This window comes from Klebsiella sp. 141153 (assembly GCF_032601995.1).
In the GTDB taxonomy this organism is placed as follows: domain Bacteria; phylum Pseudomonadota; class Gammaproteobacteria; order Enterobacterales; family Enterobacteriaceae; genus Klebsiella; species Klebsiella aerogenes.
Genome location: NZ_JAQIRJ010000006.1, coordinates 13,967 through 26,897 on the forward strand (window position 1 = coordinate 13,967; position 12,931 = coordinate 26,897).

A 12,931-nucleotide genomic window follows, 5' to 3' on the forward strand; every position below is an offset into this window, starting at 1 on the left:
CTGAATGATACTAGTTTAGTAACGGAACGCCCCGCAAAAATGGAGGAATTATGAAAAGCGCGTATGGAAAGGTCTGAATTGGCGGGCTTTCACGAGGAGGCTCGCAAAGCCGAACGCTGAAAAGAAATGTGTCGGACGCGGCATGGTAACGTCAGCTTGATTTAGCGGAGGCTAAATACAGGAAAGCCCCTCCTGAGGAAGGGGCCTTAAATAAGGAAAGGGTTATGATGAACCTGGTCATCATACTGGTGATACTCTTAGTGATTAGCTTACCGGCTTACTAAGACGCCAGGGGGAGGAGAAATCCTCCCTTACCCTTCATCCTGCAAATTAGGACGAAAAAGCGGCAAAGTCAACTCAGGTTACCGAATGGCGCTCGCGTTTCAGGCGAAAACCACCTGCGCCCAGCGGGCAAGACCGGCGGTCACGGAACCAAAATCATCGCCGCCGGCGATCGGTATCCCCGGCAGCTGTGCGGCCAGCGCCTTCTTAATTAATGGCGATCGCGCGCTACCGCCGGTGAGATAGATAACGTCCGGGGTTTCATGGCTGCTTTCCAGCGCTAACTTTACCTGCTCCATAATGCGGGCCAGCGGTTGATTGAGCGCCTCTTCCAGCCCCTGCTGGCTGATAGCGGTCGCCAGCTCATCGCTAATAAACGGCAGTTCGGCGTTGAAATCCTGCTGGGCGGAAAGGGCTATTTTGCTCTCTTCCGCGCTGCGCACCAGGCGATAGCTCAGACGCTGACGCCATACTTTAAGCAGCAGTGCGACCTTGTCGGCATCGCGGGCGTCGCGCAGCAGGTCATTGAGCATACGGCCGTTGGCGGCGCTGTAAAAATCGCTTTGCGCCGGGACGTCATTAATCGCCACTGCATTCCACCAGGGCAGTACCGGCAGCGCAATGCCTTTTTCCGTTTCACCGCCCATACCGAGTAACGGCATCAGGCATTTGAAGGCCAGGGCGATATCCAGATCGTTACCGCCGATACGGCAGCCGCTGTGGCCGAGCAGGCTAGCCTGACGGTCAGCTTTCTGCCGCCACTGCGGCCCCATCAACAGCAGCGAGCAGTCGGTGGTGCCGCCGCCGATATCGACGACCAGCACGCGTTTTTCGTCATCGAGGGTGGCTTCAAAATCTAATCCCGCCGCGACGGGTTCAAACTGAAATACGACATCGTTAAATCCAGCGCGTTTCGCCGCCCGCTCAAGAATTCCTTGTGCCTGAGCGTTGGCGTCATCGCCGCCAAGCCCCTGGAAGTTAATCGGTCGACCAATGACCGCCTGGGTAATCTGTTCGCTTAGCTGAGACTGCGCCTGCTGCTTAATATGCAGCATCATCGCGCAGACCAGATCTTCAAATAACGCAACCTGCTGGGGTTTAAGGCCATTGGCGCCAAGAAACGATTTTGGCGACTTAACGAAGTAGACCTCTTCCGGATCGTCAACGTATTGATGCAGAGAGGCGAGTCCGAACTGAACGCTGTTGCCCAGGACTTCGATATCTTCATCACGGTTATAATTAATGGCGCGACGCAGCAGCGCCTGGTTTTCCGCACCGTCGGCCGGGACATTGTGGTGGCGGTATAGCCATTCGCTGACCGCTTCGCGCGTCGGAGCGCAAAGCATCGATGGCAACAGCGGGCTACCATTTTCCAGCGTTAAAAGCCGTGGGCTGTCACCCTGCATAACGGCGACCGAACAGTTAGCGGTACCATAGTCAAAACCAATAAACATAACCGGAAAAATCCCCATGCCAGTGAAGAAGGGGGGCGACTTTAGCGGATTGCCGCCATGCCGACAACTGGAATTTAAAAGCAAGGCGTATCTGGCGCAGAGCATCTATGCTTGTTGCGATCAATAAGGAGAGTGCATGACATTATTACCCTGGCAACCGCCTTATGACTGGCGATGGATGTTCGCGTTTCTCAGCGCGCGTGCGGTAGCGGGAATTGAAAGCTTCCATGAAGATGAATATACCCGCAGCTTTAGTATCGATGGGCACAGCGGATTGATTACCGTTAAAGCGGATGAATGCGGGCAGGGTTTCCGGGTGATGCTCTCTCGCGGACTATTACCGGTAGTAGACCAGTGCCTGGCGCGCGTAGCGCAACTGTTTGATTTAGCATGCGATCCGTTTGAGGTCACGCAAACCTTAGGCAAACTGGCGCAGCCGCGGCCTGGGTTACGCTTGCCGGGCGCGCTGGATGCGTTTGAACAGGCGGTGCGCGCGGTATTGGGGCAACTGGTGAGCGTAGCGATGGCGGCGAAGCTGACGGCCAAAGTGGCTGCGGCCTACGGGCAGCCGTTAAGCGAAGCGCCAGGCTATGTTCTCTTCCCTGACCCACAGAAACTGGCGCAAGCCGATCCATTGGCGCTCAAAGCGCTAGGTATGCCCCTTCGCCGCGCGGAAGCCTTGATTCACCTTGGCAAAGCGGCATTGAGCGGTGAATTGCCGTTGACGGCGCCTGCTGATATTGCAACCGGTATGAAGCAATTGCAGAGTCTGCCGGGCATTGGTCGCTGGACGGCGAATTACTATGCGCTGCGTGGTTGGCAGGCAAAAGATATTTTTCTGCCCGATGACTATCTGATTAAACAGCGTTTTCCTGGAATGACGCCCGCGCGTATCGCGCGCTATGCCAGCCGCTGGCAACCCTGGCGCTCCTATGCGTTGTTGCATATCTGGTATACCGAAGGCTGGACGCCGGACGAGGAATAGGCGTACAGGGCGCATATTACTGGTATCGCCGCCCTGAAATCCCTATAATTGCCGCGTTTGACGGTCAAACGTCACCCTCCATCTACATCCAGGTTAATCAGGTCGCAAAAATTTATGACTGATACGTCTCATCAGTGCGTCATTGTAGGCATCGCCGGCGCATCGGCTTCGGGCAAAAGCCTTATCGCCAGCACACTTTATCGTGAATTACGTGAACAAGTTGGCGATGAGCATATTGGCGTTATTCCAGAAGACAGCTATTACAAAGATCAAAGCCATCTGTCGATGGAAGAGCGTGTAAAAACCAACTATGACCATCCGAGCTCGATGGACCATAGCTTGTTGTTCCAGCATTTACAGACGCTGAAAAGCGGCCAGCCAATTGAATTACCCGTGTATAGCTACGTTGAACATACGCGTATGCCGGAAACGATTCATATTCAACCGAAGAAAGTGATCATTCTGGAAGGGATCCTGCTGTTGACGGATGCCAGACTCCGCAATGAATTAAACTTCTCTATTTTCGTCGATACGCCGCTGGATATCTGCCTGATGCGCCGCATCAAACGTGATGTTAACGAACGTGGTCGTTCCATGGACTCGGTGATGGCGCAGTATCAGAAGACGGTGCGGCCAATGTTCCTGCAATTTATTGAACCTTCCAAGCAATATGCCGACATTATTGTCCCGCGCGGCGGTAAAAACCGTATTGCCATCGATATTCTGAAGGCCAAAATCAGTCAGTTCTTTGAATAACACGTACTAATTGTGTAACGTGCAAAGAGAATCCCCAATTGCCCTTATTCCCGGAAAGCGTAAGGGCTAGATGCCTTAAAGGAGAAAGCTCATGCGTCTGTGTGACCGAGATATAGAAGCCTGGTTGGATGAAGGGCGCCTGGCAATCAGCCCACGTCCGCCGGTGGATCGAATTAACGGTGCGACCGTTGACGTTCGCTTAGGCAATAAATTCCGTACCTTCCGCGGTCATACGGCGCCATTTATTGACCTGAGCGGCCCTAAGGCGGAAGTGAGCGCGGCGCTGGACCGGGTCATGAGCGAAGAGATCGTATTGCCGGAAGGAGAGGCTTTCTATCTTCATCCTGGAGAGTTGGCGCTGGCGGTGACTTATGAGTCCGTAACGCTTCCGGCAGACCTCGTCGGCTGGCTTGATGGCCGCTCGTCACTGGCGCGTCTCGGACTTATGGTTCACGTCACTGCGCACCGAATTGATCCGGGCTGGTCTGGCTGCATCGTGCTGGAATTCTATAATTCCGGCAAGCTGCCGTTGGCGCTGCGCCCGGGAATGCCCATTGGCGCGTTGAGCTTCGAGCCGCTTTCTGGCCCGGCGGCACGGCCATACAACCGCCGTGAAGACGCCAAATATCGCGACCAGCAGGGCGCGGTGGCTAGTCGAATCGACAAGGATTGATAAAGTAAGCGGCTAATAGAGGATGTCATGAGACGAATTCTGACCACGCTGATGATCTTGTTGACCGTCATTGTCGCGGGACTCACTGCGCTGGTGTTGCTGGTCAACCCTAATGACTTCCGCAACTATATGGTGCAGGAAGTGGCGGAGCGTAGCGGCTATCAACTGAAGCTTGATGGTCCGCTGCGTTGGCATGTTTGGCCGCAGTTGAGTATTCTCTCCGGCCGTATGGTGCTAACGGCGCCAGGTGCTTCCGAACCGGTCGTGCGTGCCGATAATATGCGTCTGGATGTTGCGCTGATGCCCCTACTTTCTCATCAACTGCAGGTCAAGCAGGTGATGCTGAAAGGCGCGGTCATTCAGCTTACCGCAAAAACGGAAGCGGTGCGTGACCAGAACGCGCCGGTGGTGCCGCATGACAATACGTTGCCGCAGGCGCCGCAAGATCGCGGTTGGTCCTACGATGTCCGTAAGCTGCAGGTAGCCGATAGTGTCCTGTTCTTCCAGCATGAAAATGGCGAACAGATCACCGTGCGCGACATACGCTTACAAATGGAGCAGGATGACAACCATCTGGCGACGGTTGATTTCTCCGGCAGGGTCAATCGCGATCAACGTGACCTGGCGTTGTCCTTTACTGCACAGGTTCAGGGCGGTGATTACCCTCATTCTCTGAAAGCGGATTTTTCGCAGCTCAACTGGCAGGTACGCGGAGCGGAGCTGCCGCCGGATGGCCTCAACGGGCAAGGAAGTCTGCAAGCCAGCTGGATTGAAGAGGCGAAAAAACTCAATTTCGACAATCTCAATCTCACGGCTAATGGCAGCGCAATTACCGGTAGTGGTAGCGTTGTGTTGGGGGATAAACCTGACTGGGTGCTAAACCTGCAGGCGACCACCCTGAATCTGGACAGTTTGCTTGCGCAAAACGCGGCGGCCAATGAAGGCAATGCCGATCAGCGTGGGCAAAGCCAGCCGAGACAGCTGCGCCCCGTGATTGCCGATAGCGATGTCCAGCAGGATTATCATAGTTTGCTTGGCTTTAACGGCCAGCTCGCGCTGTCGGCGGATCAGGTGCAGTGGCGTGGTATGCGATTCAGCCAGGTGAAGAGTGATATCACGAACCAGCAGGGGCTGCTGACGGTGAAACAACTGCAGGGCAGTCTGGGCGAGGGGCGTATATCTTTACCTGGAGTGCTGGATGTTCGGGGCAATACGTCCCATGCCGCTTTCCAACCGCAGTTAGATAATGTGGAAATCGGTACCATTTTGCAGGCCTTCCACTACCCGATTAGCCTGACGGGAAAATTATCCCTGAATGGCGATTTCTCCGGCCCGCGCATTGATGCAGATGACTTCCGTCGTAACTGGCAGGGACAGGCACAGTTGCGAATGAAGGATACGCGTACCGAAGGACTCAACTTCCAGCAGCTCGTACAGCAGGCTGTAGCGAGGAGCACCAACGTACAGGCGCAAGAAAACTTCGATAATGCGACTCAGCTTGACGCGTTAAGCAGTGATTTAACCCTGAATAATGGCCAGATAACGCTTAACGGCTTGCAGGGACAGTCCGCAATGATGGCGTTGAACGGGCAAGGTAATCTGAATCTGCAAGCAGAGGATTGCGACATGCATTTCAACGTGCGGGTGTTAGGCGGCTGGAAAGGTGAAAGCAAGCTGATTGACCGCCTCAAGCAGACGGCAATCCCGCTGCGTATCTATGGTAAGTGGCAGTCGTTAAGCTATAGCCTACAGGTAGATCAGATCCTGCGTAAGCAGTTGCAGGACGAAGCCAGACAGCGTTTGAACGAGTGGGCTGAACGCAATAGTAATAGTCAGAACGGCAAAGATGTGAAGAAACTGCTCGATAAGCTGTAACCATCATCAGCCGCCGCAGGTGACCCGCGGCGGCTGAACCGCTTTATTCACACTTCATAATCTAATTCATCTTCTACTTCAACCGGCGGGATAATCTGTACTTTCTGCACTCGGTGGCTTTCAACTTCCAGAGTTCGCAGGGTATAACTGCCAATCTTCACTTCTTCACCTGCGGCTGGAATATGCTGCAAATATTCCATCAATAATCCGGCTATCGTGTGATATTCGCGTTTATCATCCAGCGGTAGCGGAACGTACTGAACCAGATCCTCCAGCGGCATATGGCCGTTAGCGGTCCAACTGCCATCGGCGTTTTTGTGAATATCATGACGAGCATCGATCTCTTCCACTTCATTAGGCAGATTACCCGCAATGGTTTCCATAACATCGCTGATAGTCACCAGCCCTTCAACGGAGCCAAATTCGTCGACCACAAAAGCAAAGTGCGTCCGCGCCTGGCGAAACTGCTCCAGCGCCGGGAGTAGCTGCAAGGTTTCCGGAAAAATAAGCGGTTGGCGTAGCAGAACGTGTAAATCAAGCGGCTCATTGCGCAACGACTGCTGTAGCAGGTCGATAACATGAACAACCCCTAACAGATCCTCGTTATCGTTGCCGCCGGTGACGACGATACGGGTATGCTGGTTTTTCTCCAGCAGCGCGCGGACTTCCTCTTCGGGCGCGCTTAAGTCGATGTGCTCGATATCATGACGTGAAGTCATGATGCTGCTGACGGTGCGTTGATTCAGATTCAGTACGCGCTCAATCATTAAGCGTTCCTGCGGATTAAACAGCGGGTTTTCCCCCAGGTCGGCGACCATGGTTGCCGTCTCGGCATCAAGCTCAGCATTCTCCTTACGTCCGCTTAGTAGATTCATCACCGCCTCAGTCGTCCTCTGCCGCATAGTGAGATTTGCCGAGAGGAAGCGCCGGCGATTGAAGATGGCTAACTGATTGAACGATTCGATCATCACCGAGAAACCAATAGCGGCATACAGATAGCCTTTCGGGATTGGGAAGCCAAACCCTTCGGCGATCAGGCTAAAACCGATCATCAGCAGGAAACTAAGGCATAGGATGACAATCGTGGGGTGGCTGTTGACAAAGCGGGTCAGGGCTTTGCTGGCCATTAACATCAGCGTAATGGCGATAATAACTGCGGCCATCATTACCGCCAGATGATCAACCATACCAACCGCGGTAATGACTGAATCCAGCGAGAAGATAGCATCTAGCACGACTATTTGCGCCACCACGCCCCAGAACTTCGCCCCTTTACGCTGGGTGGGATTATTACTGTCTTTCCCTTCCAGCCGCTCATTAAGCTCAACGGTGGCTTTAAACAACAGGAACAGCCCGCCGAATAACATGATCAAATCGCGGGCGCTGAAGCTTAAGTCATGCCAGTTGAAGAGCGGCGTGGTGAGGGTGACTAACCAGGAAATTGACGCCAGCAGAACCAAACGCATCACCATTGCCAACAACAGACCGGTAACACGCGCGCGATCGCGCTGGGCAGGGGGAAGCTTTTCGGCAAGGATAGCAATGAATACCAGGTTATCTATCCCCAGAACCAGTTCGATAACCACGAGCGTAATGAGACCAGCCCAGATAGAGGGATCGGCAATCCATTCCATAATCAATAAGAACCTTTACAACATAATCGTATCATCTATCGATCATGGATAAGCGCCAGGTAAAATGCAACGACTTATGGTGGCGATGCGTAGCGGGTTAGCGTACAAACGAAAGTTATAACGTAATAAACGATGGTTAAATATCGGGCCTTTAAGATCTATTTGGGCTGATTTGGAATTAATTAGAAATCCATACAATTACTGTGCGGTAATAGCAAGGATAAGAAAAGATTATTAACCGTGGCCAACACCAAAATATTTGCGTATTTTTCACCAAGTTGTTATTTAGGGGAAAATTCCTACTGAATTCCGTAGCTTGTCAGGTCTCTCGTTTAATAAGACCCTTAAGATGGCTCATTGTTGCATAAAAGCAGCAGTATCAGCGATGGACAATGGGTTAATCTGCGGGTAAGAAGGTTAGTCAAGTTAGCCTTTTGTCCAAAATTTAGACGATTTTACTAATTACTATCGCCAAATTGCTATTTCACATGGTATTTGACTTTTTCTGAAGTGTCTTGCCATGGCGGTTTTTAAGAAAGAAGATGTTTAATCTGCAAAGGAAGTTGCTTATCGCCAGGAACGTTTTCCAATTATTATTGTTAAATAACAATGCATTAAGCGCTGCTTTTGCTCTGCTCCCATGAATGCCAATTGACCAGGACAAATGTGTGAGAATTTTCTTAAAGCTACCTGTCAGCTAGCATTTTTTGCGTGTATTCTTGGACTAAGAGAGTAATTTAGGATTTTGGTTAAAGTCGTGCACGGTACGATGCTGTACCATCACAAACAAATGCCAGTGACATCAACGTTCTGACAAAAATTCGAAAGTTTATAACCATATAGGTGGATGAAATAATGGTGAGTTTGAAAGCAATTATTCCGGTAGCAGGGTTAGGGATGCATATGTTGCCTGCAACCAAAGCGATACCGAAAGAGATGCTGCCGATCGTTGATAAGCCGATGGTTCAGTATATCGTCGATGAAATTGTCGCCGCCGGAATCAAAGAAATTGTGCTGGTCACCCATTCATCTAAGAATGCTGTAGAAAACCATTTCGATACCTCTTATGAGCTGGAAGCGCTGCTGGAGCAACGAGTTAAACGCCAACTGTTAGCAGAAGTGCAGGCGATTTGTCCGCCAGGCGTCACGATAATGAACGTTCGACAAGGTCAGCAACTGGGGTTGGGTCACTCTATCCTTTGTGCGCGTCCGGCCGTTGGCAATAATCCGTTTGTAGTGGTGTTGCCGGATATCATTCTTGATGGTGCGAGCGCGGATCCGCTGCGTTATAACCTTGCGGCAATGGTAGCGCGGTTTAATGAAACCGGGCGCAGTCAGGTTCTGGCCAAACGCATGCCAGGGGACCTTTCCGAGTATTCCGTCATTCAAACCAAAGATGGGTTGAAAGTGGAAGGGGAGATTGGCCGTATTGTTGAATTTATTGAAAAACCAGACGAACCGCAAACGCTCGATTCCGATTTGATGGCCGTTGGCCGTTATGTGCTGTCTGCTGATATCTGGGAAGAACTTGAGCGTACCGAACCTGGCGCATGGGGTCGTATCCAGCTGACTGACGCTATAGCCGCACTGGCGAAGAAACAGTCTGTTGATGCCATGTTGATGACCGGTGAGAGCTACGACTGCGGTAAAAAAATGGGCTACATGCAGGCGTTTGTAAGCTACGGCTTACGTAACCATAAAGAAGGAACTAAATTCCGCGAGAGCATCAAAAAGCTGCTGGCGTGAAACCAGGCGCTTAATACGAACGAAAGCTGGCGTGCAGATAACATCATATTGTTGAGTGGTACGCCAGCGTTAGAAGATCCAACTGAAATGAAGCCGAGATTCTTATTTATTCGGTTCATTAATTGCAATGAAGAGTTTTCATCTCAGTTGAATCTTATTGAGTACATAGATGCGATGGCTGATTGATGATTGTCGTGCGTGAAGCAGTCATTTGGTCAGATGAGTCAGAAAATTGCTTAACTGATAGTTGCTTAGTGCGCTCTTTCTTAAGCAAGCGCACTGTAGCACAGTTAGAGATGCGAAATAAAACTTGACTGAGATCATGTTTAGCCATTAAACAACGGTGATGTATGCATATAAACGTAACGTTAATGGATGAATATGCCCATAAGGAATTCATGGATAAGATACAGGGAAAAGGGATGTATCGTCAGAGGATGAAGCGTAAATGAACTGGCAATTTGTCTCGTTTTTTGGCGATAGTACCGTGTTGCTTCCTAGCGCAGTGGTGCTGTTCGCGGTGCTGGTGCTGCGTAAAACATCCCGGACTCTGGCCTGGCAATGGGCGCTGCTCTTTGGGATTACGGGGACTGTCGTGTGCATTTCAAAACTGGCCTTTATGGGCTGGGGAATTGGCATACGGGAAATCGATTTTACCGGTTTCAGCGGACATACCGCACTCTCAACCGCCTTTTGGCCAATACTCTTATGGCTGTTAACTTCTCGTGCTTCATCATCCCTGCGCTGGGGGGCCGTGCTTCTGGGCTTTATTCTGGCGGGTATTGTGGGTTATTCCCGATTGATGATTCATGCACATTCGGTATCTGAAGTGGTGAGTGGATTTATTCTGGGGGCTTGTGGAAGTTTGACTTTTCTGCTGTTGCAATGGCGTACGTCGGCTTTTCGTTCTGCGCAGATTTCATGGATGGGGGCGTTGAGCGTGGTAATTATCCCACTCATATTATTAAACACTGGGGTTAAAGCACCGACGCAGTCGTTGTTAGGCGAGGTTGCAACCATGATCGGACCATTTGAGAAGCCGTTTACCAGAGCCGATCTACATAAGCATATATATTAATCATACTATTTCGATAAGTTTACGGGTTAACAGTTGGCGTGATTAGTATGATAAATGGCGTATCCATAGTTAACTAAGGGATTTTAGAATCGTGGCTTTCATAATGGTGAAACATAATAATGTTAACAGGATCTTTGAAAGCGCGGTTCGGTATGTTATTACGGATAAGATGATTCTTAAATGAAAAGAGAATAACGGAAATCAGAGTTATCGTTCTGGAACCCAAAAAAGAAGTGGGTGATGATATCTATCATATTTTGTAGTTGACTACTGCATGGGTATTTTTTTACTTAAACATGGCATTTATTTTAATTGCTTTAAAATCATATGGTTACCATGGTTCATTCTTAGGGTGGTAATAAAGTGGTCAGCTGGTGAGGGATGCCATTAAATAATCTTATTAACAGATGAACCCTTGCCAGTAAAAATGAAAAATATCGTTTTATCCGCTTCGTGGGGGTGAATTTATACTCCCAATTAACAGAAGAATCTCGTAAACTCGAGGCGGTAAAAATAATTGCTGTGGTTAATTCACCAACAGTCGATGTAAAGAAAATTCCTGGGTAAGAGGTACAGTGCGTTGGTAGCTGTTAAGCCAAGGGCGGTAGCGTATCCTGACACTCACGGTACCCAATGTTTTGAATACTCACCATACGCATAGCGACGTTGTCAGACTTCTGATCATGTGCACATTATTGAGCCCATGAAAGTAGCCTTGGCAACCAATATCGCTTACATTATGAATGCATTAAGTTCACATCCGTTTGCAGCAAACCGCTCGTACCTGAGGATGTTGTCCATCGAGGCAATGGATCGCTGTTGTAAAAAATAGGCTTGTCGAACTCATAAGCTCCTGATTCTTAAAAATCCCCATTGCCGTACCCACCTGGTGGGAAGGGACTCGTAAATGGAACTTGAACAATGATAAAAATTGCTCGTATCGCACTTGCTTTGGGTCTGGTTGCATCAGTTAGCTCGCAGGTATATGCAGCAGGGTTGGTGCAAAATGATAATGAACTTCGCAACGACCTGGCGTGGTTATCCGATCGCGGAGTCATTCATCTAAGTCTCTCCACCTGGCCGCTCAGCCAGGAAGAAATTACCCGAGCACTGAAAAAAGCAAAACCTTCATATTCCTCTGAACAAGTTGTCCTGGCGCGCATCAATCAACGCCTTTCTAATTTGAAGGCGGATTTTCGCGTAAGCGGCTATACGTCAACTGACCAGCCTGGAACACCGCAGGGATTCGGCCAAAGCCAACCAGCAGATAATTCTCTCTCTCTTGCCTTCAATAACAGCGGTGAATGGTGGGATGTGCAACTGCAGGGGAATGTCGAAGGCGGCGAGCGTATTAGCAATGGATCACGTTTTAATGCCAACGGCGCATATGGCGCAGTCAAGTTCTGGAATCAATGGTTATCATTCGGCCAGGTGCCCCAGTGGTGGGGCCCTGGTTATGAAGGTAGCTTGATTCGTGGCGATGCGGCAAGACCGATGACCGGTTTTTTAATGCAACGCGCTGAACAAGCTGCTCCTGAGACATGGTGGTTGCGCTGGATTGGTCCGTGGCAGTATCAGATTTCCGCAAGCCAGATGAACCAATACACGGCCGTACCTCATACCAAAATTATCGGTGGCCGTTTTACCTTTACTCCGTTCCAGTCACTTGAGCTTGGCGCTTCACGCATAATGCAGTGGGGTGGGGAGGGACGTCCTCAATCGTTTAGCAACTTCTGGGATGGATTCACCGGCAAAGACAACACCTCAGCCAACGACCCAAATGAACCGGGCAACCAACTTGCCGGTTTTGATTTTAAGTTTAAGCTCGAACCTACTCTGGGCTGGCCGGTGAGTTTCTATGGCCAAATGATTGGCGAAGATGAGTCAGGATTCTTACCTTCCGCGAATATGTATCTTGGTGGTATTGAAGGTCACCACGGCTGGGGTAAAGATGCGATTAACTGGTATGTGGAAGCGCATGATACCCGTACCAATATGAGTCGCACTAATTACAGTTATACCCATCACATCTATAAAGATGGTTATTATCAGCAAGGCTATCCACTAGGTGATGCGATGGGGGGAGATGGCCAGTTGTTTGCAGGCAAAGTTGAGTTGGTGACTGAAGATAATCAGCGCTGGAGTACCCGTCTGGTGTACGCGAAAGTGAACCCGGAAAATCAGACTATCAATAAAGCGTTTCCTAATTCAGACACCTTAAAAGGGATACAGTTGGGCTGGAGTGGCGATGTCTATAAATCTGTTCGATTGAATACTAATCTTTGGTACACCAATGCCGATAATAGCGATAGCGACGATGTTGGTGCCAGTGCAGGGATAGAGATTCCATTTAGCTTATAGGCTGGATGCTGCGAAGAGGGTAAGGATTACTGATTGTGAATTGTTAATCGGTAAAAACTCAGACGGCAAATCAGTAATTGAAAAAAT

At 50.1% G+C, this 12,931-nt stretch carries 10 protein-coding genes; 8 read left to right on the forward strand and 2 right to left on the reverse strand.

The window, feature by feature from the left end; translation table 11 throughout:
* Positions 1 to 224 precede the first annotated feature (224 nt).
* Positions 225 to 284: a type I toxin-antitoxin system Ibs family toxin gene (locus PGS10_RS25095; RefSeq protein WP_108418926.1), complete on the forward strand. Its 60-nt coding sequence runs from the start codon at positions 225 to 227 to the stop codon at positions 282 to 284.
* Positions 285 to 383: 99 nt separating this feature from the next.
* Here PGS10_RS25095 and yegD read toward each other — a convergent pair whose 3' ends face one another.
* Positions 384 to 1,736: a molecular chaperone gene (gene yegD, locus PGS10_RS13225; RefSeq protein ID WP_047078113.1), complete on the reverse strand. Its 1,353-nt coding sequence runs from the start codon at positions 1,734 to 1,736 to the stop codon at positions 384 to 386.
* A gap of 136 nt (positions 1,737 to 1,872) precedes the next feature.
* On the opposite strand from yegD, the gene alkA reads away from it, so the two are divergent.
* The 4 genes from alkA (at position 1,873) to asmA (ending at position 6,025) form a co-directional block, all read left to right on the forward strand.
* Positions 1,873 to 2,721 carry a DNA-3-methyladenine glycosylase 2 gene (gene alkA, locus PGS10_RS13230; protein WP_047078103.1) on the forward strand — a complete coding sequence of 283 codons (849 nt, stop codon included), beginning with the start codon at positions 1,873 to 1,875 and terminating at the stop codon, positions 2,719 to 2,721.
* Between the two features lie 114 nt (positions 2,722 to 2,835).
* Positions 2,836 to 3,477, forward strand: coding sequence for a uridine kinase (udk, locus tag PGS10_RS13235; RefSeq protein ID WP_015365789.1), 642 nt, complete (start codon positions 2,836 to 2,838; stop codon positions 3,475 to 3,477).
* A gap of 91 nt (positions 3,478 to 3,568) precedes the next feature.
* Positions 3,569 to 4,150 carry a dCTP deaminase gene (gene dcd, locus PGS10_RS13240; RefSeq protein WP_015365790.1) on the forward strand — a complete coding sequence of 194 codons (582 nt, stop codon included), beginning with the start codon at positions 3,569 to 3,571 and terminating at the stop codon, positions 4,148 to 4,150.
* 27 nt (positions 4,151 to 4,177) lie between these two features.
* Positions 4,178 to 6,025: an outer membrane assembly protein AsmA gene (gene asmA / locus PGS10_RS13245; protein ID WP_047078102.1), complete on the forward strand. Its 1,848-nt coding sequence runs from the start codon at positions 4,178 to 4,180 to the stop codon at positions 6,023 to 6,025.
* A 47-nt stretch (positions 6,026 to 6,072) separates the two neighbouring features.
* Here asmA and PGS10_RS13250 read toward each other — a convergent pair whose 3' ends face one another.
* On the reverse strand, positions 6,073 to 7,659 hold the full coding sequence (locus PGS10_RS13250; RefSeq protein ID WP_047078101.1) for a TerC family protein: 1,587 nt from the start codon (positions 7,657 to 7,659) through the stop codon (positions 6,073 to 6,075).
* Between the two features lie 855 nt (positions 7,660 to 8,514).
* Here PGS10_RS13250 and galF point away from each other — a divergent pair.
* The 3 genes from galF (at position 8,515) to PGS10_RS13265 (ending at position 12,844) form a co-directional block, all read left to right on the forward strand.
* Positions 8,515 to 9,405, forward strand: a complete 891-nt coding sequence (galF, locus tag PGS10_RS13255; RefSeq protein ID WP_015706060.1) for a UTP--glucose-1-phosphate uridylyltransferase GalF — start codon at positions 8,515 to 8,517, stop codon at positions 9,403 to 9,405.
* Positions 9,406 to 9,853: 448 nt separating this feature from the next.
* Complete coding sequence (locus tag PGS10_RS13260; RefSeq protein ID WP_045391862.1) at positions 9,854 to 10,483, forward strand: phosphatase PAP2 family protein; 630 nt, start codon at positions 9,854 to 9,856, stop codon at positions 10,481 to 10,483.
* A 921-nt stretch (positions 10,484 to 11,404) separates the two neighbouring features.
* Positions 11,405 to 12,844, forward strand: a complete 1,440-nt coding sequence (locus PGS10_RS13265; RefSeq protein ID WP_316423083.1) for a capsule assembly Wzi family protein — start codon at positions 11,405 to 11,407, stop codon at positions 12,842 to 12,844.
* Positions 12,845 to 12,931: the final 87 nt, after the last annotated feature.

What these genes read in the sequence shown, in the direction of transcription:
- yegD (WP_047078113.1), bottom strand. Translation starts at nt 1,736, where the DNA reads ATGTTTATTGGTTTTGACTATGGTACCGCTAACTGTTCGGTCGCCGTT.
- alkA (WP_047078103.1), top strand. Translation starts at nt 1,873, where the DNA reads ATGACATTATTACCCTGGCAACCGCCTTATGACTGGCGATGGATGTTC.
- udk (WP_015365789.1), top strand. Translation starts at nt 2,836, where the DNA reads ATGACTGATACGTCTCATCAGTGCGTCATTGTAGGCATCGCCGGCGCA.
- dcd (WP_015365790.1), top strand. Translation starts at nt 3,569, where the DNA reads ATGCGTCTGTGTGACCGAGATATAGAAGCCTGGTTGGATGAAGGGCGC.
- asmA (WP_047078102.1), top strand. Translation starts at nt 4,178, where the DNA reads ATGAGACGAATTCTGACCACGCTGATGATCTTGTTGACCGTCATTGTC.
- PGS10_RS13250 (WP_047078101.1), bottom strand. Translation starts at nt 7,659, where the DNA reads ATGGAATGGATTGCCGATCCCTCTATCTGGGCTGGTCTCATTACGCTC.
- galF (WP_015706060.1), top strand. Translation starts at nt 8,515, where the DNA reads ATGGTGAGTTTGAAAGCAATTATTCCGGTAGCAGGGTTAGGGATGCAT.
- PGS10_RS13260 (WP_045391862.1), top strand. Translation starts at nt 9,854, where the DNA reads ATGAACTGGCAATTTGTCTCGTTTTTTGGCGATAGTACCGTGTTGCTT.
- PGS10_RS13265 (WP_316423083.1), top strand. Translation starts at nt 11,405, where the DNA reads ATGATAAAAATTGCTCGTATCGCACTTGCTTTGGGTCTGGTTGCATCA.